The sequence below is a fragment of the Pseudomonas flavescens genome, from assembly GCF_013408425.1.
Lineage (GTDB): Bacteria > Pseudomonadota > Gammaproteobacteria > Pseudomonadales > Pseudomonadaceae > Aquipseudomonas > Aquipseudomonas fulva_A.
In genome coordinates, this window is the sequence record NZ_JACBYV010000001.1 from 3,620,109 (window position 1) to 3,643,701 (window position 23,593).

Here is a 23,593-nt window from a genome sequence, read left to right on the forward strand (position 1 = left end):
CTACGGCCGAACGCAGGCCTTTGTAGGAGGGCGCCATGCGCCCGAATCGCGGGCATGGACCAGGCGTCCCCGCCCGCTCCCACAGGACTTGCAGTGCTGGCAGCCTAGCCGGGGTTCAGCTGGGCCTTGAGGCGGTCGCGGAAGCTCTGGATCAGCGGTTCGCGGGAGCGACCGCGGCGCAGGGCCAGGGTGAAGGGGGCCTGGTAGCCGAAGGTGGTCGGCAGCAGCACTTTCAGGCGTTTCTGATCCACCCATTGCTGCGCGTGGTGTTCCGGTAGATAGCCGATGTAGGCGCCGGAGAGCACCAGTCGTAGGGTGGGCTTCAGCCCACCAAAACGGTGCTGCGCCCGCCCCATAACGACTGCTAACCCCTTCATGCACCGCGGTTAACCGGGGTTCAGCTGGGCCTTGAGGCGGTCGCGGAAGCTCTGGATCAGCGGTTCGCGGGAGCGGCCGCGGCGCAGGGCCAGGGTGAAGGGGGCCTGGTAGCCGAAGGTGGTCGGCAGCAGCACTTTCAGGCGTTTCTGATCCACCCATTGCTGCGCGTGGTGTTCCGGTAGATAGCCGATGTAGGCGCCGGAGAGCACCAGAATCAGCTGCGCTTCCATCGACTCCACCGTTGCGGCGCTGTGCTTGAAGCCGTGGCGGGCCAGTTCGGCCTGGCTCCAGTAGCCACGACCAACCATGCGCTGCTGGGTGATCACTTCAGCAGGAATCCGCCGCTGGGCGTACAGCGGATGCCGGTCGCTGCAGTACAGCCAGTGCTGCTCACGGTACAGCGCCTGATAGACCAGCCCGTTGGTGCGTACCGAGAAGGCGCCGATGGCCAGGTCCAGACGATTTTCCAGCACCCCCAGTTGCAGCTCGGCAGGGCTGAGCACCGCCAGGTGCAGGTGTACGGCGGGGTGTTCCTCGCTGTAGGCACCGATCACCTCGGCCAGCGGCAGGGCCGGGTCGCTGACGGTGGAGTCCAGCACACCGAGGTTCAGGGTGCCGCGCAGCTCGCCCTTGAGCGCTGCCGAATAACGCTCGAAGCCTTCCAGCTCGGCCAGCAGCCGCAAGGTTTCCTGATGGAACAGTTCGCCCTTGCTGGTCAGGCTGAAACCACCCCGCCCCCGGTGACAGAGGACGATGCCGAGCAGCGCTTCCAGCTGGCTCATGTAGGTGCTGATCGCCGACGTGGAGAGGTTCAGCTCCTGCTGGGCGGCCGCGAACCCCTGGTTGCGCACCACACAGGCGAAGATGCGCAGCAGCTTGAGATCGGGCAGTGCGGACGACATGAAGAGGCTCCAGCAGGTTCATCGACGCCGCCAGTCTACCCGCCGATAGTTCAGAAATCTCTGAACTGATTATTTGCCCACAGGGATTTGTCGCACCCCGTTCCCTGAACAGAATCGCCTCACGACAACCACAAGAAAGAGTGAGGCCACCGTGGACAACGTTCTCCACCAACCCCTGGGCGGCAACGAAATGCCCCGCTTTGGCGGAATCGCCACCATGCTGCGCCTGCCCCACGTGCAGACGCCCGACGAGCTTGGCAAACTCGACGCCGCCTTCATCGGCATCCCCCTCGATATCGGGACCTCGCTGCGCTCCGGCACCCGCTTCGGGCCCCGGCAGATCCGCGCCGAGTCGGTGATGATTCGCCCCTACAACATGGCTACCGGCGCCGCGCCTTTCGACTCCCTGAACGTGGCGGACATCGGTGATGTGGCCATCAACACCTTCAATCTGCTCGACGCCGTGCGCATCATCGAAGCGCACTACGACGCCGTGCTCGAACGCGGCATCATCCCCCTGACCCTCGGCGGCGACCACACCCTGACCCTGCCGATCCTGCGGGCCATGAAGAAGAAGTACGGCAAGGTCGGCCTGGTGCATGTCGATGCCCACGCCGACGTCAACGATCACATGTTCGGCGAGAAGATCGCCCACGGCACCACCTTCCGCCGTGCCCAGGAAGAAGGCCTGCTCGACAGCGAGCGCGTGGTGCAGATCGGCCTGCGTGCCCAGGGCTACACCGCCGACGATTTCAACTGGAGCCGCCGCCAGGGCTTTCGCGTGGTGCAGGCCGAAGAGTGCTGGCACAAATCGCTCGCGCCACTGATGGAAGAAGTCCGCGCCAAGGTCGACGGCGGCCCGGTGTACCTGTCTTTCGACATCGACGGCATCGACCCGGCCTGGGCGCCCGGCACCGGCACCCCGGAAGTCGGAGGGCTGACCACCATCCAGGCGCTGGAGATCATCCGCGGCTGCCAGGGCCTGAACCTGGTGGGCTGCGACCTGGTCGAGGTGTCGCCGCCCTACGACACCACCGGCAATACCGCACTGCTCGGCGCCAACCTGCTTTACGAAATGCTCTGCGTGCTGCCCGGCGTGGTGCGCCGATGAGCCGCGTGGCCGAGGTTCGCGCGGCCGCCGCCGAACTGGTGGACGCCTTCGCCAGCAATGACACGACGCGCTACTTCGCCTGCTTCAGCGAGGATGCCACCTTCGTTTTCCACACCCTGGCACAGCCACTGCAGTCCCGTGAGGCCTATCAGGCGCTGTGGCGAAGCTGGCAGGCGGAGGGTTTCGCGGTGCTCGGTTGTCGCTCCAGCAATGCCCACGTCAGCCTGCAGGGTGAGGCAGCCATCTTCATCCACGACGTCGCTACGCACCTGCGGGTGGGCGGCGAAGAACTGCACCTCAGCGAACGGGAAACCATCGTGTTCCGCCGCGAAGAAGAGCGCTGGCTGGCTTGCCACGAGCATCTGTCAGCCCCAAGCGCCAGCTGAAAACGAGCGGACATCAGCGAGCCATCCGAAGCTCGCCGTGCCGGATACACCCTTGCGGGTTTGGAGCCCTGTCGGTTCCACGCGGCCTTGCCGCACTGCCAATGCACCGCCACCCGATGACTGTCGGGGGTGAATAACGGGGTCAGCGTGCCTAGGGTCTGTTGACGTTTCAGCGCGAGCCGCGTTGCCGCGAGAAATCTCGCCAGGCGAGGCGGAGGACGCAGGGAATGGTGTTCCCTTTTCAAGTCCTCCAACGACGCATGGCGAGATTTCCCGCGCAACCCGCAGGGCCGGGCCGGTTTTGCCGCGATGCGGCGTTTCTTGCCGGCTCATTTAGCCCGCTAAACCTCGCGGCTCGTGCCTTGCCTCGCGGCAAAACGGGCTCCGGCGCGGCCGTGCGTGAAACGTCAACAGACCCTACACCGCCCTAATAAAAATCGTGACAGGCGCTGGAGAAACACATGAGCCAATCGACGCGTATCGAAACCTTCGGTGTCGAACAGATTCCCGACAATCAACGCGGCGCCACCCCCATCGATCTGTTCCGTCTGATCTTCGGCGGCGCCAATACCTTCGCCACGGCGGTACTGGGCAGCTTTCCCGTGCTGTTCGGCCTGTCGTTCCAGGCTGGCGTGTGGGCGATCATCCTCGGCGTGGCGGTGGGCGCGGTGATTCTCGCGCCCATGGGCCTGTTCGGCGCACTGAACGGCACCAACAACGCCGTATCGTCCGGTGCCCACTTCGGCGTGCACGGGCGCATCGTCGGCTCCTTCCTGTCACTGCTCACCGCCGTGGCCTTCTTCTCGCTGTCGGTATGGAGTTCCGGCGATGCCCTGGTCGGCGGTGCCAAACGGCTGATCGGCCTGCCCGAGAGCAACCTGACCCTGGGCCTGGCCTACGGGCTGTTCGCGGTACTGGTGCTGGTGGTGTGCATCTACGGTTTCCGCTTCATGCTGTGGGTCAACAAGATCGCGGTGTGGGCATCCAGCCTGCTGTTCCTGCTCGGCCTCTTCGCCTTCGCGGGGCCCTTCGACGCGGACTATGCCGGTGCCGTCAGCCTCGAACAACCGGGCTTCTGGGCCGCCTTCATCGGCGCCGCGCTGCTGGCCATGAGCAACCCGGTTTCCTTCGGCGCCTTTCTCGGCGACTGGTCGCGCTACATTCCGCGGCACACGCCCAAACGTCGCATCATGCTGGCCGTGCTCGCCGCCCAGGCCGGCACCCTGATTCCCTTCCTGTTCGGCCTGTGCACCGCCACGCTGGTGGCCAGCCAGGCGCCGCAGTACATCGAAGCCAACAATTACGTCGGCGGCCTGCTGGCCATCTCGCCGACCTGGTTCTTCCTGCCGGTGTGCCTGATCGCCGTGATCGGCGGCATGTCCACCGGCACCACGGCGCTCTATGGCACCGGCCTGGACATGTCGAGCCTGTTCCCGCGCCTGATGAGCCGCGCGGGCGCCACCCTGCTGATCGGCGTGGCGGCCATCGCCTTCATTTTCATCGGCCGCTTCGCCTTCAATCTGGTGCAGAGCGTATCGACCTTCGCCGTGCTGATCGTCACCTGCACCAGCCCCTGGATGGTGATCATGATCCTCGGCCTGATCGTGCGGCGCGGCTTCTACCACGCCGATGACCTGCAGGTGTTCACCCGTGGCGAGCGTGGCGGCCGCTACTGGTTCCAGCATGGCTGGAACTGGCGCGGCCTCGGCGCGTGGATTCCCAGCGCGGCGGTGGGCCTGTGCTTCGTCAACCTGCCCGGCCAGTTCGTCGGTCCCCTGGGCGAACTGGCGGGCGGTATCGACGTCAGCCTGCCGATCACCCTGAGCATGGCCGCCGTGCTCTACCTCGCCCTGCTCCATCTGTTCCCCGAGCCGGCCAGCGTCTATGGCCCCGCCGGCCCGCGCTGGATACGCCTGAAAAGCAACGCTGCGCCCGCCCTGAGCGATGCCGGGATCGCCTGAGCGCGCCCTCGACCGCTTCGCACACCGGGCGCCAGGCGCCCGGATCACCGCCAAGAAAAACGAGAACGAAACCATGATCCTGGATATATCCGTAGTCATCGTTTACGCCGCCGGCATGCTGCTGCTCGGCTGGTATGGCATGCGCCGAGCGCGCAATCAGGAAGATTACCTGGTGGCCGGGCGCAACCTCGGCCCGGCCTTCTACATGGGCACCATGGCCGCCACGGTACTTGGCGGCGCCGCCACCGTGGGCACCGTACGCCTGGGGTACGTGCATGGCATTTCCGGGTTCTGGCTGTGTGCCGCCCTGGGTGCGGGCATCATCGTGCTCAACCTGTTTCTCGCCAAGCCGCTGCTCAAGCTGCGCATCTTCACCGTCACCCAGATTCTCGAACGCCGCTACACGCCCATGGCGCGGCAGGCCAGTGCGGTGGTGATGTTCGCCTATGCGCTGATGATCGCCGTGGTCTCCACCCTGGCCAGCGGCACCGTGCTGCAGGTGTTGTTCGACCTGCCCTTCTGGGTCGCCATCCTGCTTTCCGGTGGCGTGGTGGTGATCTACTCGAGCATCGGCGGCATGTGGTCGCTGACCCTCACCGACATCGTCCAGTTCGTGATCAAGACGGTCGGCCTGATGTTCGTGCTGCTGCCGATCTGCCTGTACCGGGTCGGCGGCTGGGACGCACTGGTGGCGAAGCTGCCGGACACCGCCTTCAGCCTGACCACCATCGGCTACGACACCATCCTCACCTACTTCCTGATCTACTTCTTCGGCATCCTCATCGGCCAGGACATCTGGCAGCGCGTGTTCACCGCGCGCAGCGAGGGCGTGGCCCGGGTGGCCGGCAGCCTGGCCGGCGTGTACTGCGTGATCTATGGCCTGGTCGGTGCGCTGATCGGCATGTGCGCCAAGGTCCTGCTGCCCGACCTGGCCAACGCCAACAACGCCTTCGCCTCGATCGTGCAGAGCGCTTTGCCCGATGGCATTCGCGGCCTGGTGATCGCCGCCGCGCTGGCCGCGATGATGTCCACCGCCAGCGCCGGTCTGCTCGCCGCCTCCACCACGGTGACCGAAGACCTGCTGCCCAAGCTGCGTGGCGGTCGCCCGTCCAGCCTGGGCATGGCGCGCACCTTCACCTTTCTCACCGGGCTGGTGGTGCTGGTCATCGCACTGATCGTCAGCGACGTGATCGGCGCCCTGACCCTGGCCTACAACCTGCTGGTCGGCGGCATTCTGATTCCCATGCTCGGCGCCATCTACTGGAAACGCGCCACCACCACCGGCGCGATCGCCAGCATGGCGCTGGGCTGCGGCACGGCACTGGTGTTCATGTTCCGCGATGGCCTGGAAGCCAATACGCCGATCTACTACAGCCTGAGCATCGGCCTGCTCGCCTTCGTGGTGGGCAGCCTGCTGACCCGGCCTCAGACGCGAGCCACGCGCATCGCCTGAGGCCTGCCATCGACTGCATGCCAGCGTGCCGGCTCGCAGCCGCCGGCACGTCAACATCCACTAAAAGGAAACTGCCATGACCACCTGTGGGGAATTCCTCGTCAAGCAACTGCAGGCCTGGGGCGTCGACACCGTGTTCGGCATTCCCGGCGTGCACACCGTCGAGCTCTATCGCGGCCTGCCGCACAGCGGCATCCGCCACGTCACCCCGCGCCACGAACAGGGCGCCGGCTTCATGGCCGACGGCTATGCACGGGTGAGCGGCAAGCCCGGTGTGTGCTTCATCATCACCGGGCCGGGCATGACCAACATCGCCACCGCCATGGGCCAGGCCTATGCCGACTCCATCCCCATGCTGGTGATCTCCAGCGTCAACGAGCGCGAGCGCCTCGGCCGGGGCAACGGCTACCTGCACGAGTTGCCGAACCAGCGCGCGCTGGTGGCAGGAGTCGCCGCGTTCAGTCATACCCTGATGAGCGTCGAGGAACTGCCCGACGTGCTGGCCCGTGCCTTCGCGGTGTTCGATGGCCAGCGCCCACGGCCGGTACACATCGAATTGCCCCTGGACGTGATCACCGCGCCAGCCGACCACCTGAACGTGCAACCCCGGCTGATCGCTTCACGCCCCGCCCCGCCACCCGCCCTGATCGCGCAGGCTGCACAGCGTTTGCGCCAGGCGCAAAGCCCGCTGCTGCTGATCGGCGGAGGCTGCGTGGCGCAGCCCGAGGCGGTACGCCAGCTGGCCGAGGCGCTGGATGCTCCCACCGCACTGACCATCAACGCCAAGGGCCTGCTGCCTGCCGAGCACCCACTGCTGCTGGGCAGCAACCAGTCGCTGCCGCCGGTACGCCAACTGGCACTGAACGCCGACGTGGTACTGGCCATCGGCACCGAGCTGGGCGAGACCGATTACGACGTGGTGTTCGACGGCAACTTCCGCATCGGCGGCGAGCTGATCCGTATCGACATCGACGCCGACCAACTGACCCGCAACCAGCAGCCAGCGCTGGCGATTCACAGTGACGCGGGCCTGGCCATCGAGGCGCTGCTGAGCGAACTGCCACACCGCGCCGGGGAAGTGCAAGGCAGCGGGGCCAAGCGGGCCAGCGCGGTTCGCCAGCAACTGGCCGAGGAATTCAGCGGCTGGGCCCACTATCGCCGCCTGTTCGATTGCATCCTCGAGGTATTGCCAACGGCGCGCTTCGTTGGCGACTCGACGCAAACCGTGTACAGCGGCAATCACCTGGTCGAACTGGACGGCCCGCGGCGCTGGTTCAATGCCTCCACCGGCTACGGCACCCTGGGCTACGGCCTGCCGGCGGCGATTGGCGCCAGACTGGCCGAACCGACGCGCCCGGTGATCAGCCTGATGGGCGACGGCGGTATCCAGTTCACCCTGCCGGAGCTGGCCAGCGCCGTGGAGGCGCGGGTCGGCATCGTCGTGCTGCTGTGGAACAACCAGGGCTATGGCGAGATCAAGCGCTACATGGAGCGCCGCGACATCACCCCGCTGGGTGTGGACATCTACACCCCGGACTTCCTGACCATCGCCCGCGGCTTCGGTTGCCTGGCCGAGCGTGCCCGCGACCACGCGCACCTGCAAGCCCTGCTGCGCGAGGCACCGGATGACCGCCCGCTGCTCATCGAACTCGCCGAAGCGCCGCCTTTCGCCCCCTGAATCACTCGACCTTTCCACCGCGCTCAGGCGCGGCTACCGGAGCATGATCATGAACACGCCGCACTACATCGCTGGCCGCTGGGCCGCAGGCGAAGGCACCGAGATTCTCAGTGTCGTCGACCCCGCCCTCGCCCAGCCTTTCGCCGAGCTGCGTGCCGCCAGCACCGCTCAGGTCGACCAAGCCGTGGCCGCCGCCCGCCAGGCCCTGCCCGCCTGGAAGAGCAGCGCGCCAGCCGAGCGCGCCCGCTACCTGAGCGGTTTCGCCGCAGCCATCGGCGGGCGGCGCGATGCACTGATCGAACTGCAGATGCGCAACAACGGCAAGCCGCGCCACGAGGCCGAGGTAGACATCGATGATGCCGTGGCGACCTTCGCCTATTACGCCGATCTCGCTGCAGGCCTGGCCGACCAGCAGAACCGGCCAGTTGCTCTGGCAGCTCCCGGCTTCAGCTCGCACACGCGGTTGGAGGCCATCGGCGTGGTCGGCCTGATCGTGCCCTGGAACTTCCCCCTGGTGACCAGCGCCTGGAAGATCGCCCCGGCCCTGGCAGCCGGATGCACGCTTGTGCTGAAACCCTCGGAGGTCACCCCGCTGATCGAACTGGCCTACGGCCAGATCGCCGACGAACTCGGCCTGCCTGCAGGCGTGCTGAACATCGTCGGCGGCAAGGCGGAAGTTGGCGCGGCACTGAGTGCCCATCCTCAGATCGACAAACTGTCCTTCACCGGCAGCAATGCCGTGGGCAGCCGCGTCATGCACAGCGCCGCCGAGCATTGCCGGCCCGTGACGCTGGAGCTGGGTGGCAAGTCGGCGATCATCGTGTTCGACGAATGCGATGTCGATCAGGCCATCGAATGGATCATCGCCGGCATCTGCTGGAATGCCGGGCAGATGTGCTCGGCGACCTCTCGCTTGCTGATCCAGAACGGCATCGCCGATACCCTCCTGCCGCGCCTAGCCGACGCGCTGAATGCCGTGCGTGTCGGTAACCCGCATGTCGGCAACCCGCTCAACGAGGAGATCGACATGGGCCCGCTGAGCAGCGAAGCACAGTGGCACAAGGTCGGCGACTACCTCGCCATCGGCCAGCAGGAACAGCTCAACTGCCTGGCGGGCGGCCAGCCCCTGGCAAGACAGGGCTGGTTCGTGGCGCCGACGCTGTATGCCGATGTGCCCACCGACAGCCGTCTATGGAACGAGGAAATCTTCGGCCCGGTGCTCTGCGCGCGACGCTTCGATAGCGAAGCGCAGGCCATAGATTTGGCCAACGACAGCCGCTTCGGCCTGGTCGCCACCGTGGCCAGCGCCGACCTGCAGCGTGCCGAGCGGGTCGCCGCGGCACTGGAGGTCGGCCACGTGTGGATCAACTCGGTCCAGGCGGTGTTCGTGGAAACCTCTTGGGGCGGCACCAAGGGCAGCGGCATCGGCCGAGAGCTGGGCCCCTGGGGGCTGGCCGCCTATCAGTCGGTTAAGCACGTGACCCGCTGCCTGGGCTAAGCCATTTGCAGCACGCTACTTGCGCGGTTTGGCCCGCGCCGTGGGCTCGGCGATCAATGGGTCGTCGGGCCAGTAGTGCTTCGGGTAGCGGCCTTTCAAATCCTTCTTCACCTCGGCGTAGGTGGTGCGCCAGAAGTTGGCCAGGTCCTGGGTCACCTGCACGGGCCGCCGTGCCGGGGATAGCAGATGCAGCAGCACCTGCTGCCGGCCATTGGCGATGCGCGGCGTCTCGGCCAGGCCGAACAGCTCCTGCAAGCGCACCGCCAGGACCGGTGGGTGTTCGCTGTAATCCAGGCCGATGCGCGAGCCGGAGGGCACCGGCAGGCTGCGCGGTGCCCATTCGTCCAGGCGCTGGGGCAACGGCCAGGGCAACAGGGTCTGCAGCATCGACGGCAGATCGAGGTTGCCGAAGTGGCTCAGCCGGGTGACCTTGCCCAGGTAGGGCGCCAGCCAGGCATCCAGGCTGGCGAGCAGTGCCGAGTCCGAAACGTCCGGCCACTCGCTGCTCGCCTGGCTCTGCAAATCGAGCCCGCGCAGCAACATGATCCGCGCCTGCCATTGGCGCAGCTCGGGCGTCCACGGCAGCAGCGCTAGGCCCTTGCGGCGCACCAGATTGACCAGCGCGGCGGTGCGCGCCTCGGCGCTCAGTCCGGCCAGCGCTTCACGGGACAACACCAGATCGCCCACCTTGCGCTGCCGCTCGGCACGCAGCACACCTTCGCGCTCATCCCACTCGAGCAGATCCTGGCTGGTCACCTGTTCGGCCAGCACGGAGTCGAACAGCGCCGGCTCCAGTTCGGCGGCCAGGTAGATGCGTTCTTCACGCTGGCCCTGGCGGCTGCCCAGGTCGGCAACCACCAGCCAGGCGTGCTTCATCAGCGCATCGGCTTCGTTGAACAGCGCCGCACGGCCATTGGCCAGGCGGTATTCGGCGCCGCCCTCGCGACGCTGCCGGGCGACACGATCCGGGTAGGCGAAAGCCAGCAGCGCTCCGAGCCAGCGACCGCTCTCGGGGTCGCTCACTGCCTCACTGACCGGCACCCGGCGCAGATAACCCTGAAATTGCTTGGCCAACTGCCGCGCTCGCTGCACGCCGCCAGCAGCGCCGCGTGCCGCCCGGCTCTCGCCCGATAGCAACGCCAGGCGACTGTGCAAGTCGGCACCAGCGCCGCACTGGCCGCCGCGCACTATGTCGCGCTCGCCCAGCAGCGCCGCGAGATCACAGGCCAATTCGCCCAGCCCCAACGCCTGACCGCGCAGCAGCAGATGAGCGATACGCGGATGGGCCGGCAACTCGGCCATGGCCTGGCCGTGGGCGGTCAGCACGCCGCGCTCGTCGAGGGCGCCGAGGCGCAGCAACAAGTCGCGCGCCTGGGCGTAGGCAGCGGCAGGTGGTGGGTCGAGCCACACCAGCTCGTCGACTTCGACGCCCCAGCGTGCCAGTTGCAGCGCCAGCCCCGCCAGGTCGGCCTGGAGAATTTCCGCCGAGGAATAGGCAGACAACTGCTCGTGCTGAGCCTGTGACCACAGCCGGTAGCACACGCCGGGTTGCAGGCGCCCGGCACGGCCAGCACGCTGGGTGGCCGACGCCCGGGAAATGCGCCCGGTATCCAGGCGGGTCATGCCGCTGCCCGGGTCGAAACGCGGCACCCGCGCCAGGCCGGCATCCACCACCACGCGCACGCCGTCGATGGTCAGGCTGGTCTCGGCGATATTGGTCGCCAACACCACCTTGCGCAGCCCGGCCGGTGCCGGCTCGATGGCCGTACGCTGGGCCGACAGCTCCAGCTCACCATGCAGCGGGCAGACGCGCACGTCGGACCGCCCAGCCAGCGCCTCGCCCAATTGTTCGGCCACCCGCCGGATCTCTGCCTGGCCAGGCAGGAACACCAACAGGCTGCCCGGCTCATCGGCCAGCGCCTGCAATACGGTTTGCAACACTTTCGGCTCCAGCCATTCGCCGGCCTGCCAGGGGGCGCCCCAGCGGGTATCCACCGGGTACATGCGCCCCTCGCTGCGCAGCACCGGGGCATCGTCGAGCAGCCCGGCCAGGCGCTCGCCCTCCAGGGTGGCCGACATCAGCAACACCTTGAGCGGCGCTTCACCGCTGTCGGCGCCGCGAAACATCGCCCGGCCGTTGAGGGTCAGCGCCAGGGCCAGATCGGCGTCCAGACTGCGCTCGTGGAATTCATCGAAGATCACCAGCCCCACCCCCTCCAGCGCTGGGTCGTCCTGCAGACGCCGGGCGAGGATGCCCTCGGTGACCACCTCGATACGCGTGCGCGGGCCGACCTTGCTGTCCAGGCGAATGCGATAGCCCACGGTCTCGCCGACCACTTCGCCGAGCTCGCTGGCCAGCCGCTCGGCCGCGGCACGCGCGGCCAGACGCCGGGGTTCGAGCATGATGATGCGCTGCCCGACCAGCCACGGCTGATCGAGCACGGCCAACGGCACGCGGGTGGTCTTGCCGGCGCCGGGCGGCGCTTCGAGCACCACCTCATCGCGGTCGGCCAGGGCACGGCAGAGGTCGGGCAGCAGGGAATCGATCGGCAGGGTATTCATCGAGGCTCCATCATTGGCCGGCGATTATACGGCGAACCGCCTCCCGGCTTCGCCGGTCAGATGGCATCGGAAGCTGCGTGTTCGCAGCGCCACAGCAGCTTTGCAATCCGTGCCTTGCTATAGTGGCGTCCACTTTTTCTGGAGGTGCTCGATGCGCACGAAATCCCGTGTTATCGGCGGCGTTCTCGCCGTTACATTGTTCACTCAACTCACCGCCTGCGGCACTATCTTCTATCCAGATCGTCGCGGGCAGATCGAAGGCCGTGTCGACCCGGTCATCGTCGGCCTCAACGCCATCGGCATCCTGTTCTACGTGATCCCCGGCCTGATCGCCTTCGGCGTCGACTTCGCCACTGGCGCGATCTACCTGCCAGGCGGCCTGAGCGCCCAGGTCAGCCCGGACTCCCTGAAGGACGTGGTCGATGCCGACGGCAAGGTCGACACCGCCAAGCTCAAGGCCCTGATCGAAACCCAGACCGGCCACAGCCTGCCGCTCGACGATCCGCGCCTGATCCAGCACAGCGGCAGCAGCGAACAGCTGGCAGCCTATGGCTTGATCCCCGCAGCCTGATTGACCCGCGCAGCCCGTCAGCGATGACGGGCTCCCCACCTGCCGCCCCCATGGATTGCCCATGACCCTCGCTCGCCAGCACGCTCGCCTGATGCGTCAGGCCACTGCCGCCGCACTCTGCGTGGCGCTGACGCTGGTGCTGTGCAAGGCCGTCGCCTGGTGGGCCAGTGGCTCGGTCAGCTTGCTGGCCGGCCTCACCGACTCGCTGCTCGACAGCGCCGCCTCGCTGCTCAACCTGATCGCCGTGAACATCGCCCTGCGCCCCGCCGATGACGACCACCGTTACGGCCATGGCAAGGCCGAGGCCCTCGCCGGGCTGGGCCAGGCGCTGTTCATCGGCGCCAGCGCGATACTCGTCGCGGTACAGGGCGTCGATCGCCTGCGCCACCCCGAGCCGCTCGATGCACAGGCACTGGGGATCGCGGTGATGCTGCTGTCCATGGTCCTCACCGTGGCCTTGCTGCTGTTCCAGCGCCATGTGGTACGGCAGACCGGCTCCACGGCAATCCATGCCGACTCGCTGCACTACCGCTCCGACCTGCTGCTAAACGGCGGCATCCTCCTCGCACTGCTGCTCGCCTACTTCGGCTGGCAACAGGGCGACGCGCTGTTCGCCATCGGCATCGCCGCGTACATCCTGTGGAGCGCCTTCAGCATCGCCCGCCAGTCGGTCAGCGTGCTGATGGACCAGGAACTCGCCCCCGACGTCAGCACGCGCATGAGCGAGCTGGCCTGCGCAGTGCCCGGCGTGATCGGCATCCACGACCTGCGCACACGCCTGTCCGGCACCCGCTGGTTCGTGCAGTTGCACGTCGACCTGCCGGGCACGCTGAGCCTCAATGAAGCCCATGCGCTCTGCGAAAAGGTCGAGGATGCCATCCGCGCCGAATTCGCCCAGGCAGAGGTGCTGGTACACGCCGATCCCCTGGATATACCTGCACCAAGTTGATGCAGGCCATGCGCCACCAGAAAAACACTGAACCGCCGTCACGAAAGGCCAGTCAGCTTCAGTAAGCCCAAATGATTTGGGTGGGTCGCTCCCGGCTTTCCTCACCCTCGACCAGGGCGGCACCGGGAACCTATTCGTGATGAGAGGATTACCACATGAAGCGCGTATCCATGTTCGTCATTGCCGCCGTACTGGCCGCACCAGCCTTTGCAGCCGATGACCTGTGCACCGTCAACCTGCAGAAACTCGACAATGCCGTGGCCACCAAAGCCACCCTCGCCGATCCGCTGAAATCCCAGGTTCAAGAAGCCAAGAAGCAAGCCACCGATGCTCAGGCTGCTGGCGACCTGAAAGCCTGCGGCACCCACGCCGAGCGTGCCCTGCAACTGCTCGACGCCCCAGGCGACGACGGCAGCGGCGCAACCAGCTGATGAGAACCAGGCCAGCCGTAACGCTGGCCTGATTCAGCAGGCGCAGTGCATGCCGGTCGACTCCACCCGACCTTTGGCGTACACTGCACGCCTTGCACGCTTTTGGGGCCGATTAGGATTCGACGCCGGTAGCGAAGCTCGAGGTGCATGCCGACTTGGTAACAGAAGTCGTAAATCCACTGTTGCAACTTTCTATAGTTGCCAATGACGAAAACTACGAGGGCTACGCTCTCGCTGCGTAAGCGGCGCGACTAGTCCTTCTGGTAGCTTCGGCTCCAGCGATCACTAGGGGATGCCTGTAAACCTGAAGTGATTGTCATGCAGAACAGGATCGCCGCGTAGTACGTTGTGGACGAAGCGGCTAAAACTTACACAACTCGTCCAAAGCACCCTGCCCGTCGGGCGGCTGAGGATTAACTTAATAGACACGGCTAAGCATGTAGTACCGACAGTGGAGAACTGGCGGACGGGGGTTCAAATCCCCCCGGCTCCACCAACACAACATCTAAAGACGTCCACGGACGTCTTTTTTTGTGCCTGAAATCCAGTAAATACGGGGCTTTCAGCACCACCAGTGTCCGTGAGCGTCCCGCAAGATCTATGTCTTTTGGTATTCCAAATGGTATTCCAAGCCTGCAAGTGCTAATTTTTGGAATACCAAAGCCTCTCGTGGAATACCAATGTGCGCTCAAGCTACTCGCCTTTCTGAACTCAAGATCAAAGCCGCCAAGCCTTTAGAAAAGGATTACGTCCTGGTTGATGGTGACGGCCTTCAGATGCGAGTGAGAATCAATGGCTCTAAGCTGTGGAATTTTAACTACTACCACCCTGTGACCAAGAAGCGCATCAACATGGGGCTCGGTGCATATCCTGAGCTGTCTCTTGCCCAGGCAAGGAAAATGACCGTTGAGGCAAGGGAGCTCCTGGCCACTGGTATCGATCCGAAAGAGCAGCGAGATACCCTGAAGCAGGCTAAGAAAGCTGAAACCGAACATACTTTTCAGAACGTCGCGACGGCTTGGTACGAGCTCAAAAAAGATTCAGTAACGCCAGCTTATGCTGAGGACATCTGGCGTTCGCTGACGCTGCACGTTTTTCCGGATTTGGGCACCACACCGATCTCAGTCATCAGCGCACCACAAGTCATCAACCTGCTTCGGCCACTCGAAACCAAAGGCAGCCTTGAGACCGTTAAGCGGCTGTCACAGCGACTCAACGAGATCATGACTTACGGGGTCAACTCGGGACTGATTCACGCAAACCCGCTCAGTGGGATTCGCTCCGTATTTAAAAAGCCGAAAAAAAAGAACATGGCGGCACTGGCTCCCGATGAGCTGAAAGAGCTCATGGTCGCAATTGCCAATGCCAGCATAAAAAGAACGACACGCTGCCTTATCGAATGGCAACTCAACACCATGACCCGGCCAGCAGAGGCAGCCACCACCCGCTGGGCCGATATTGACTTCGAAAAGCGTATCTGGACTATTCCTGCAGAGCGCATGAAGAAACGGCGCACACATATAGTGCCGCTGACTGAACAAGCACTAGCGCTTTTGGATGCAATCAAACCCTACAGCGGGCACCGCGAATACGTGTTTCCTGCAGACCGAAATCCTCGAACCCATTGCAACAGCCAGACCGCCAACATGGCGCTAAAACGCATGGGCTTCGAAGGGCGCTTGGTAAGCCATGGCATGCGCTCAATGGCCAGCACCATACTCAACGAGCATGGCTGGGATCCCGAGCTGATCGAGGTGGCACTTGCCCATGTCGACAAGGACGAGGTTCGCAGCGCCTACAACCGGGCAGACTATATCGAACGCAGACGTCCCATGATGGCCTGGTGGAGCGAGCACATTCAGGAAGCAGCAACCGGCAACCTGTCGGTGTCAGCTATCAAGGAAAATCGGGACAGAAAAGTCGCCCCGATACGCTGATCAAGGGCTACTACCGGCCCGGGCGGTGTCAAAACGTGCACTGAGATCGACTCAATCAAAAGTCGACCTCCTGTATCGCGTTTATTCCACGATCGCCCATTGGGTAGGGTGGCAAGCCCCCCTAAAACGTCCAGAGTTTACGTTTTTACAGAGCCTCTGCAAGAAACCGGTTGCCATAGGGAGGCTTCCGCACCATAGAGGCGAGCTGGCACTGAGTTATGCAGCCCCACCCGCACCATCTGCCTCTCCGGCGATGCGAGGCGTGAACCACCGGTCATCGGGGATAACAAAACGAACGCTGGTATCGACTTCGGGAGCCAGCTGAAGGGTTAATGCCCAACGTGGGATCGACAGAGTAGCGGAGATATCGTCCAGGATATCCGTAGCTGAATAGGACGCCCTGTATCGAGTTAACAGCTCGTCGTTTTCGGGCTGAACATCCACCAGGATCTGCCGGCCATCGATGGTAATTGAGCTAAGCCGTCGCCGCTTATCTGCATCAAGGATATCGTCAGTTTCTGACGGGTGGGATTGAACAACCACAGTCCGCTTCCGATCATCGCCGGGATAGAAATACAGGTGCGCACCTGCTTGCTCCAACTTTGATCTGATGAATGCACGTACGTCTGAATACTCGTCTTTTGCCAGCAAAGCTAACGGCTTGGCCAGGTAACCAGCTTTTGGGGAATCGCGCAGAGCGCCTTGGCTGTTGAAATAGATCTCGTAAGTCATGCCAGCCAAGATGTACGTCGACACCTGCTCTGGAAAACGCTTGAGCCGCGTATCCAGGTTGACCATGAAATCCATTGCCTTTTGGGCGTTCCCGCACGCGGCCTGATAGATATTGCGGCCTAGAACGAACCAAGAGGTCGGAGGGAAATCCTCGCTAAGGATTGATTTGATCTTTTCTATAGCTGGGTTCTGAATGTACCAGTTGTGTGATTTCAGAGAGCTGATGATGTCATTGAGCTGACCTGGGGCATCTGTCTCATATGCTGCATCACGGTATCCCTCCAATTGGATGGCAGCCGCTATTTCATCCGGCAGGTCGTGAACTGCTTGGCCTGGTTGCGCTGGTAAGTTGTTAGGCTTGCCTTGATCTACATCAGCGTCCTGAACGTCAATCTCCGGCTCTGCCTGAGCGTTGGCTGCTGATACGGCACCTAGGGCCGTGTCTGGTTCGGCCTCAGGCTCAGCATGTGGCTCTGCCTGAACGGGCATTTCGATATCGGCGGGAAGCCCTTCGCTCCCCCCTAAGTCGATCTGGATCGCAGCGGCGAGCTGAGCGATGATCGTTGGATCAGTTTTGGATATACCCTGCACCAGAGAAGATAGGCTGCAGATCGAAACTTCGGAATGACCAACGATCTGCCGAAACTCCGAAACCAGGCGAGGATCAATGATCTTAAGCCTAGGGTTGATGTTCGGAACAGGTCTTAGGCCGGCGCGCGTGATATCTAGTCGTTTTGACGGGGCGTATACCCAGTCTGACTTCTCATCATTAGTCAAGAAAAGTACATGGGTAAAGTCAGCACGCCGCTCAGCGCTGTACTCAAGCAGCTCCAACCAAATGATTAAATCGCCCAGGCGGTTTTCTGGCTTCCCTTCATCGCGAAATCCAGGTGGCAAGCGATGCTCGATACGTGCTGGCCCTTCTTTGGCTGCTCGTTCGCAGAGCTTGGCGAGGGGTGATTCAAGTACCGCTGTCCCCAGGTATTCTTGAATTTCGGCGTGGATTTCGTCGGGATCAAATTGATGCTTGAACGCTCGTGTGTATTGCTTCAGCCCGTCGATGGCTTCTCGGAAGCCTGTTAGATAATCAGTTCGGGTGCCTGCATAGCTGGTCGCCCTGAGTACTGCGTCGTCTACAAACAAAGAGGCAGTATCAAGCATAGCTTCAAGCGCTTTCCTTGGCTGGTCGTCGCCTTTACCTTTTGGGGTGTAGGTGTGAAGCAGGTTCTCCCTCACTTTGGCAAGGTATTCACCGGCGCACCAGGCTGGTAGGTACAGGCGCTCTTCGCCAATAGCCCCCACTGCCCAGTCGAAAAATTCCTGCCTTGCTGCAGAGTGGAGCTTGAACAGGTAAGACAAAATGTTGGTATCGATGAATATGAGGGTGTCTTTGGATTTGGCCAAGTAGGCAAGATCTGTTAAGAAATCGTCCTTGGTTTTCTTGAGCAAATTGAGCCCGAGCAACATTGCTTATTCCTTGGTTTGACCATGATTGATTGACCATAACTAGGCTGCGTGCCCATATCTACAGCCACCCTTTTGTCTACGACTCAGGGTTAGTGCTCATCTCTCGCTGGCCATCGTGGTTATGTCTCAGGATTGAGCTCAGGAGAGGGTGGCATTGTAGTAGGTACAGATGCTGACGCTGCAAGGTTGGCAGCAAGATGCGTATTGAATCTGCACTGTAGTGCAAGGTCGTAAGCGACGTTGAAATGAGGCGCAAGGGAGCCACCCATTGACTGGTGCTGGCTGGTCACAGTGCAGTGATCAGCATCGGTAAGTAGATTCTTGAAGATGAGCCAAGAGTGCAGATGAGGGGTAGTCTGCGTGAGCGTGTTACCCACGCTCACGGACAGCTTGCGCGCTTTCTGGTCATCGGTGATGAAGGCTTGACCGATCCTGGTCGCGAAAGCAATCGAAGATAACTCACCTTTGCCAAGTCGCCTCCGGCTTTCCAAATCCGCGATTGCCTGCAAGTCTCCAATGCTACAAGAATGGGGTTTGAACTTGCCTCGTTGCTGCTCACGTTTGAGCCGCTCTCTAAGCTCCAGGTCAGCTTCAGTTGGGTTCGTGCGGGGTTTGACCAGACACTCGTAATGGACGAATGCAGTCATGCAGAACTCACAATTCGCTTCCTGCGATGCCGCGTAGAGACGAGTAGATGACAACACATTCCAGACCGAACAAGTGTCTGCCACGTTCACCCGGTGGAATTTGGAAGGGTCAATGACCATGAAGGGATCGCCCGTAAAGTTTCGCGATTTCTGAAAGCTCGCTGTATCCACAAAGCAGGGCCTCAGATAGCCGCCCCAGACTGATAATGTCTTGGCTATAAGCGTCCAGGCAGAGGCCAACGTAGTAATCGGATAATCCACGCGCCAGCAAGGTCGCCTTTCGCACACGCTGCTGAGGAGACAGGCGTTCAGGGAGCTCCGGGTCGACTTTGGCCTCCCTTGGTACTCTATAGTGGCGAATCCGCCGGCTCGTCTCATTGTCGGCCAAGCCTGCTTCTTTGACAGCGATCCCCAAAGCATCGCAGCTCACACTGAATTTATTGGCCCAGTGTTGGGCATCGCTTTCCGACCAACCAGCGGGATTTGGCAGCTTGTGAAGGACTTCCTCAGGCATGAGATAACAGGATGCGAATCGGTTCGCTCGCACCTCGTGCTTATCTGCCCCACCTCCCTGCAAGGTCACACTGGCGCCTTCACGGCTATCAAAAATGGAGTGAGCCATCTCATGAGCAGCGCTGAACCGCTGTCGATAGATGTCTTCACTGTAATTGACCAAGATGCATTTCCCAGCTGTGGGGTGCTGGATGAAAACACCCGAAATCTTGGAATTGGAAAGCTTGCGGCGAAACACGTGGATACCTACTGATCGGAACTCAGTGTAGATGTCTAATGGCACCTGTCTTTCACCATGTCCCATCACTTTGCGCAGGGCCTTGGCTGCATCTTGCGCATGACCCTTGAAGTAGGTTCCTTTAGGTTCAAACAAGAACTCTTGGGATGTGCCTCTCAGTTCTTGGGTCAGGAACTGTTCAGTGTCACATAGGTACAAAAACTCCTGGATGGCCGCGCGGTCATCTTTCGAAAACTCCCGACCATGGGCTCTATACAAAGTTTCCGTCTGCTCGAACGGCGCGGTTTGCTCATTGGAGATAAAAAACTTGAAGTCGCACCGGTAGAAGTCGGCAAGGATCAGGATCTCGTCACCTGTTGGCTCAACAGCGCCCTTTTCAATTTCAGACAGCCGATCAGTCGAGATGGCCGTATCCATAGACACGTCATCCACCGTTATTTCTAACTGGTAGCGGTAACGCTGCAGTTTTTCACCGAGCGATTGAAGGTTCATGTGCGCTGGATGTCCCAAACTGCAATGAAGAGTCAAAGTATCTTAACCTAGCTTATCCGGGAGGCAGACATTGCGGGGCCCCTTTTCTTCTGACGGATATTCGATTCAAAAAAATCTCAACCACACATAACTGCAATGACATCACCACCAAGAAGGTTCGTCCCATGTCATTGCAGTGTCCTCGCTGTCACTCCCCCAAAGTTGCTTCATTCCATCAGGCCATGAAAGTCGGCGCAGCCATCGGCACCGTAGGCGGTGTCGCGCGGGGCGTCAGCGCTGCGCTGGCCGGCGGCCAAGCTGGTGCGCTAGTTGGCACTATCGCTGGACCTTTCGGCATCACGCTCGGCTATATATCTGGCGCCATCCTCGGCGGCCTGGCTGGCGGGGTTGGCGGCTGTGCGCTTGGCGCGCAGCTGGGCGATACGCTAGACCGCCATGTATTGGCCCACAACCTCTGCTTGCTTTGTGGTCATCGCTTCAACTTGCCGGCCTGATCTGGCCGCACCACACCTTTTCTATCCATATCGTCCGGACGGTGCTGCGCTGGGCGCGGCGCTTTATGCCCGCCTGCACCCAAAGGAATCTCAACCATGGCTCATCTCGTCGAAACTATGGCCTACGCTGGCGCTGCTCCGTGGCATGGCCTGGGCAATCAACTCACGCAAAAACAACCCATCGAAGTCTGGCAACGCGAAGCCGGCATGAACTGGCAGATCCAGGAAAGCTCTGTGCATTTCAAATCGGATGCCGTCGGCCACCTATGCGCCATCCACTCGTTCCCTGAGCAGAAAGTGTTGTTCCGTTCGGACACCAAGGCACCGCTGTCGGTGGTCTCCAATCGCTATCACACCGTACAACCGCGCGAGGTACTGGAGTTCTACCGGGATCTCACCGAGGTCTCTGGCTACGAGCTGGAAACGGCTGGCGTGCTCAAAGGTGGCCGCAAGTTCTGGGCGCTGGCTCGTACCGGTCAAGGTGCTGCGATTAAGGGTAACGACCAGGTGAACGGCTACTTGCTACTGGCTACATCCTGCGACGGCACCCTGGCCACCACAGCAACGCCCACAACGGTACGTGTGGTGTGCAACAACACCCTAACCATCGCCCTGGACGGCACCAGTCGAGCAATCAAAGTGCCGCACAACACCCGCTTCGATTCAACGGTGGTGAAGAAACAGCTTGGTATCGCCGTCTCGCAATGGGACGACTTTATATATCGCATGCGTGCGCTGGCCGAACGCAAAGTGCAGTGGCATGAAGCGCTGGGCTTCTTTATGAACGTACTGTGCGAGACCAATCCGACCGGTGCTCTTCCCGAGGTGCTTCCCAACGAACGAGCACTGCGCAAAGTCCAGGAGCTGTATGAGGGCCGCGGTCGTGGCAGTCAGCTCGACTCGGCACGCGGCACCGCCTGGGGCCTGCTCAACTCTGTGACCGAGTTTGTCGATCACGAACGCCGTGCTCGCAGCACCGAGTACCGCATGGACTCGGCCTGGTTCGGCCAGGGTGCGCAGATCAAACAGCGCGCACTGGACACCGCTCTTCAACTGGTCGCCTGACCGCTTACTTACCCACCCCATAACGCCCGATCAGCCTAGTTGCTGATCGGGCGTTTCTATTTCCGCAAGGTGATCGCTATGACAGCTACTCCGTTGAGCAGCACCAGCAAGCCGCGCCCGGCGCTGCGCTTGATCAGTACCAAGGAACTACCGCGTGAAGATTGGTTGGCGGTACGCAAGCAGGGCATTGGCAGTTCTGATGCTGGCGCGGCCGTTGGCCTAAATCCCTATAAATCGCAGCTCGAACTATGGATGGAGAAAACCGGTCGCGATACCACGTTACCCAAGGCCGACCCGCACGACGAAGAAAGCCCGATGTACTGGGGCAATGTGCTGGAGCCCGTCGTAGCCTGGCATTACAGCAAGCGCAAGAAGAACAAGGTGCGGCGCATCAACGCCGTGCTGCAGCACCCTGATCCTGAGCTGCCTTGGATGCTGGCCAACATCGACCGGGAGGTGATCGGCGCTGACGATGTGCAGATCCTTGAATGCAAGACAGCCGGCATAAACGGCGCACGCCTCTGGAAAGAAGGCGTGCCCGAGTATGTGCAACTGCAGGTAATGCATCAGCTCGCGGTCACTGGCAAGCAGGCGGCAGATGTGGCGGTATTGCTGGGCGGCCAAATGCTGGAGATCCACCGCATCGAAAGGGACGAGCAGATGATTGCTCGCCTCATTGAGCTGGAACGAAAGTTCTGGCACTACGTCGAGACCGACACGCCACCGCCTGCTGATGGCTCTGCATCTGCTGAAATAGCGCTCCGATGCCTCATCCGGAAGACAACGGCCAGACCGTCAATTTCAGTGGCCGTGCGGGTTTGGCTGCAGCCTATCTTGAGCTCAAGGCTGTTCGCCAATCCATCAGCGAGAAGGAAACCCGCGAAGCCCAGCTCAAGCAGATGCTGCAACAGGCCATGGGCGATGCCACCCGCGCGGAGTTCAGCCACGGTTTTATCAGCTGGAAGAAATCCAAAGACAGCAGCGTGCTCGATGTTGAAACCATGCTGAAGGATAAGCCCTACCTGCAGGTTCGCTACGCCAAGCTCAAGCAAGGCAGCCGGCGCTTCCTGATCGGCTAACTACCACCTCGCTCAACCACCCCCCCTTGGCGAGCCCATGCAGTTAGCGCTGCGTGGCTGGCCTTTTTTCGCTTGCAGGAGAATCACCATGCTCAGAGGCCTGGCTATCACCCCACCGGTTCTAGGACGGATTTCAATCGGGAAAGTCATCGAGAAAAACGGCAAACGCCTGCCAGAAAAAGATGATCAATTCACCATCACCTCGCAGGTACAAGGCAAGGACGGCTGGCTGCTGCACCCGCTCAATGACGAGCTGCGTAAAAGCCAAGAAGACAAGCTGCGCAGCATTCCGGTACGGCTGCTGTTCAATGAACCAGAGCTGAATTTCCGCGCCGACTACACGCTGTTCGACCGCCAATCTGGGCGGCCGCTGTGCGTGGGCAATGGCGAGACCTGCAAACGCGTCACTCAGGACGGTATGCAATCACTTCCTTGCCCCTCGCCGGATGCCTGTCCGCTGGCAAAGGGTGGTGCCTGCAAGCCTTATGGTCGGCTAAACGTGTTGATCGGTGATGACGACCCGATGGGTAGTTTTGTGTTTCGTACCACCGGCTTCAACAGCATCCGCACCTTGGCCGCTCGCCTGCATTACTTCCAGGCTATTTCGGGCAACCGCTTGGCATGTCTACCGCTTGAGCTTCGTTTACGTGGCAAATCGACACGCCAGAGCCATGGCACACCGATCTTTTACGTCGACCTCACGGTACGTGGCGGCATCGACATGAGTGAAGCGCTACGCGCTGCCAATGAGCTGGATGAGCAACGGCAAACCGCAGGCTTTCATCAAACCGCGCTGGATGAGGCGGCTCGTCGCGGCTTTGGTAATGGTGCTTTTGAAGACAGCGAAGAAGACAGCAGCGCTGTGATTGAAGAGTTCTTTTCTAACCCAGACGCGACATCTAGCAACACGCATAGCGAAGCACCATCACCCAGCACCAGCTCACTAGCCGGCAAGCTGGAAGTGCTTGCCGCTCAAACTCACTGACCTATCACCTGCCTGGCTTCAGGCAGGTTTTTGGAGAACCAAGATGATGCTATTACGATTTCTG

At 61.9% G+C, this 23,593-nt stretch carries 18 protein-coding genes, 1 other RNA gene and 2 pseudogenes; 15 read left to right on the plus strand and 6 right to left on the minus strand.

The window, feature by feature from the left end; all coding sequences use genetic code 11:
* Positions 1-104: 104 nt before the first annotated feature.
* Positions 105-314, minus strand: a pseudogene (locus FHR27_RS16205) (LysR substrate-binding domain-containing protein); the annotation flags it as partial.
* A 72-nt stretch (positions 315-386) separates the two neighbouring features.
* A complete protein-coding gene (locus tag FHR27_RS16210; RefSeq protein ID WP_042552998.1) occupies positions 387-1,280 on the minus strand; it encodes a LysR family transcriptional regulator in 894 nt (297 codons plus the stop codon).
* 151 nt (positions 1,281-1,431) lie between these two features.
* On the opposite strand from FHR27_RS16210, the gene speB reads away from it, so the two are divergent.
* The 6 genes from speB to FHR27_RS16240 all read left to right on the plus strand — a co-directional run bounded on the left by speB (position 1,432) and on the right by FHR27_RS16240 (position 9,367).
* Entirely contained in the window at positions 1,432-2,391 is a 960-nt protein-coding gene (speB, locus tag FHR27_RS16215; RefSeq protein WP_179539056.1) for an agmatinase, read from the plus strand.
* A complete protein-coding gene (locus tag FHR27_RS16220; RefSeq protein ID WP_179539057.1) occupies positions 2,388-2,777 on the plus strand; it encodes a YybH family protein in 390 nt (129 codons plus the stop codon). Before speB ends, FHR27_RS16220 begins: the two co-directional genes overlap by 4 nt.
* A gap of 461 nt (positions 2,778-3,238) precedes the next feature.
* A complete protein-coding gene (locus FHR27_RS16225) occupies positions 3,239-4,738 on the plus strand; it encodes a purine-cytosine permease family protein (RefSeq protein ID WP_373565122.1) in 1,500 nt (499 codons plus the stop codon).
* A 73-nt stretch (positions 4,739-4,811) separates the two neighbouring features.
* Positions 4,812-6,191, plus strand: coding sequence for a sodium:solute symporter (locus tag FHR27_RS16230; RefSeq protein ID WP_179539058.1), 1,380 nt, complete (start codon positions 4,812-4,814; stop codon positions 6,189-6,191).
* A 76-nt stretch (positions 6,192-6,267) separates the two neighbouring features.
* Positions 6,268-7,869 (plus strand): 5-guanidino-2-oxopentanoate decarboxylase, encoded by a 1,602-nt coding sequence (locus FHR27_RS16235; RefSeq protein WP_179539059.1) that lies wholly within the window; start codon positions 6,268-6,270, stop codon positions 7,867-7,869.
* A 49-nt stretch (positions 7,870-7,918) separates the two neighbouring features.
* On the plus strand, positions 7,919-9,367 hold the full coding sequence (locus tag FHR27_RS16240) for an aldehyde dehydrogenase family protein (protein ID WP_179539060.1): 1,449 nt from the start codon (positions 7,919-7,921) through the stop codon (positions 9,365-9,367).
* 15 nt (positions 9,368-9,382) lie between these two features.
* Here FHR27_RS16240 and hrpB read toward each other — a convergent pair whose 3' ends face one another.
* Positions 9,383-11,929, minus strand: a complete 2,547-nt coding sequence (gene hrpB, locus FHR27_RS16245; protein WP_179539061.1) for an ATP-dependent helicase HrpB — start codon at positions 11,927-11,929, stop codon at positions 9,383-9,385.
* Positions 11,930-12,080: 151 nt separating this feature from the next.
* Here hrpB and FHR27_RS16250 point away from each other — a divergent pair, with 151 nt between their 5' ends.
* From FHR27_RS16250 to FHR27_RS16270, 5 genes are all read left to right on the plus strand, one after another.
* Positions 12,081-12,500 (plus strand): hypothetical protein, encoded by a 420-nt coding sequence (locus tag FHR27_RS16250; protein ID WP_042552991.1) that lies wholly within the window; start codon positions 12,081-12,083, stop codon positions 12,498-12,500.
* A gap of 61 nt (positions 12,501-12,561) precedes the next feature.
* The gene (locus FHR27_RS16255) at positions 12,562-13,449 is read left to right on the plus strand and encodes a cation diffusion facilitator family transporter (RefSeq protein ID WP_179539062.1); all 888 of its coding nucleotides are present in this window, start codon (positions 12,562-12,564) and stop codon (positions 13,447-13,449) included.
* Positions 13,450-13,604: 155 nt separating this feature from the next.
* A complete protein-coding gene (locus FHR27_RS16260) occupies positions 13,605-13,880 on the plus strand; it encodes a hypothetical protein (protein ID WP_042552989.1) in 276 nt (91 codons plus the stop codon).
* 104 nt (positions 13,881-13,984) lie between these two features.
* Positions 13,985-14,376, plus strand: a transfer-messenger RNA (tmRNA) gene (gene ssrA, locus FHR27_RS16265).
* A gap of 184 nt (positions 14,377-14,560) precedes the next feature.
* Entirely contained in the window at positions 14,561-15,817 is a 1,257-nt protein-coding gene (locus FHR27_RS16270; protein ID WP_179539063.1) for an integrase domain-containing protein, read from the plus strand.
* A 216-nt stretch (positions 15,818-16,033) separates the two neighbouring features.
* Here FHR27_RS16270 and FHR27_RS16275 read toward each other — a convergent pair whose 3' ends face one another.
* The 3 genes from FHR27_RS16275 to FHR27_RS16285 form a co-directional block, all read right to left on the minus strand.
* Complete coding sequence (locus FHR27_RS16275; protein ID WP_179539064.1) at positions 16,034-18,016, minus strand: PIN-like domain-containing protein; 1,983 nt, start codon at positions 18,014-18,016, stop codon at positions 16,034-16,036.
* 119 nt (positions 18,017-18,135) lie between these two features.
* Positions 18,136-18,663, minus strand: a complete 528-nt coding sequence (locus tag FHR27_RS16280; protein ID WP_179539065.1) for a hypothetical protein — start codon at positions 18,661-18,663, stop codon at positions 18,136-18,138.
* Between the two features lie 109 nt (positions 18,664-18,772).
* Complete coding sequence (locus FHR27_RS16285; protein WP_179539066.1) at positions 18,773-19,906, minus strand: ImmA/IrrE family metallo-endopeptidase; 1,134 nt, start codon at positions 19,904-19,906, stop codon at positions 18,773-18,775.
* A gap of 221 nt (positions 19,907-20,127) precedes the next feature.
* Between FHR27_RS16285 and FHR27_RS16290 the strand changes: the two genes are divergently transcribed.
* From FHR27_RS16290 to FHR27_RS16305, 4 genes and pseudogenes are all read left to right on the plus strand, one after another.
* Complete coding sequence (locus FHR27_RS16290; RefSeq protein WP_257026922.1) at positions 20,128-20,400, plus strand: hypothetical protein; 273 nt, start codon at positions 20,128-20,130, stop codon at positions 20,398-20,400.
* Between the two features lie 96 nt (positions 20,401-20,496).
* Positions 20,497-21,465: a DUF932 domain-containing protein gene (locus FHR27_RS16295; protein ID WP_179539068.1), complete on the plus strand. Its 969-nt coding sequence runs from the start codon at positions 20,497-20,499 to the stop codon at positions 21,463-21,465.
* Between the two features lie 78 nt (positions 21,466-21,543).
* Positions 21,544-22,544: pseudogene (locus FHR27_RS16300) on the plus strand (YqaJ viral recombinase family nuclease).
* Positions 22,545-22,632: 88 nt separating this feature from the next.
* Positions 22,633-23,529, plus strand: coding sequence for a recombination directionality factor (locus FHR27_RS16305; RefSeq protein WP_179539069.1), 897 nt, complete (start codon positions 22,633-22,635; stop codon positions 23,527-23,529).
* Positions 23,530-23,593: the final 64 nt, after the last annotated feature.

What these genes read in the sequence shown, in the direction of transcription:
- FHR27_RS16290 (WP_257026922.1), top strand. Translation starts at nt 20,128, where the DNA reads ATGAAAGTCGGCGCAGCCATCGGCACCGTAGGCGGTGTCGCGCGGGGC.
- FHR27_RS16210 (WP_042552998.1), bottom strand. Translation starts at nt 1,280, where the DNA reads ATGTCGTCCGCACTGCCCGATCTCAAGCTGCTGCGCATCTTCGCCTGT.
- FHR27_RS16285 (WP_179539066.1), bottom strand. Translation starts at nt 19,906, where the DNA reads ATGAACCTTCAATCGCTCGGTGAAAAACTGCAGCGTTACCGCTACCAG.
- FHR27_RS16260 (WP_042552989.1), top strand. Translation starts at nt 13,605, where the DNA reads ATGAAGCGCGTATCCATGTTCGTCATTGCCGCCGTACTGGCCGCACCA.
- FHR27_RS16220 (WP_179539057.1), top strand. Translation starts at nt 2,388, where the DNA reads ATGAGCCGCGTGGCCGAGGTTCGCGCGGCCGCCGCCGAACTGGTGGAC.
- hrpB (WP_179539061.1), bottom strand. Translation starts at nt 11,929, where the DNA reads ATGAATACCCTGCCGATCGATTCCCTGCTGCCCGACCTCTGCCGTGCC.
- FHR27_RS16230 (WP_179539058.1), top strand. Translation starts at nt 4,812, where the DNA reads ATGATCCTGGATATATCCGTAGTCATCGTTTACGCCGCCGGCATGCTG.
- FHR27_RS16240 (WP_179539060.1), top strand. Translation starts at nt 7,919, where the DNA reads ATGAACACGCCGCACTACATCGCTGGCCGCTGGGCCGCAGGCGAAGGC.
- FHR27_RS16255 (WP_179539062.1), top strand. Translation starts at nt 12,562, where the DNA reads ATGACCCTCGCTCGCCAGCACGCTCGCCTGATGCGTCAGGCCACTGCC.
- FHR27_RS16250 (WP_042552991.1), top strand. Translation starts at nt 12,081, where the DNA reads ATGCGCACGAAATCCCGTGTTATCGGCGGCGTTCTCGCCGTTACATTG.
- FHR27_RS16305 (WP_179539069.1), top strand. Translation starts at nt 22,633, where the DNA reads ATGCTCAGAGGCCTGGCTATCACCCCACCGGTTCTAGGACGGATTTCA.
- FHR27_RS16225 (WP_373565122.1), top strand. Translation starts at nt 3,239, where the DNA reads ATGAGCCAATCGACGCGTATCGAAACCTTCGGTGTCGAACAGATTCCC.
- FHR27_RS16295 (WP_179539068.1), top strand. Translation starts at nt 20,497, where the DNA reads ATGGCTCATCTCGTCGAAACTATGGCCTACGCTGGCGCTGCTCCGTGG.
- FHR27_RS16235 (WP_179539059.1), top strand. Translation starts at nt 6,268, where the DNA reads ATGACCACCTGTGGGGAATTCCTCGTCAAGCAACTGCAGGCCTGGGGC.
- FHR27_RS16275 (WP_179539064.1), bottom strand. Translation starts at nt 18,016, where the DNA reads ATGTTGCTCGGGCTCAATTTGCTCAAGAAAACCAAGGACGATTTCTTA.
- FHR27_RS16270 (WP_179539063.1), top strand. Translation starts at nt 14,561, where the DNA reads ATGTGCGCTCAAGCTACTCGCCTTTCTGAACTCAAGATCAAAGCCGCC.
- FHR27_RS16280 (WP_179539065.1), bottom strand. Translation starts at nt 18,663, where the DNA reads ATGACTGCATTCGTCCATTACGAGTGTCTGGTCAAACCCCGCACGAAC.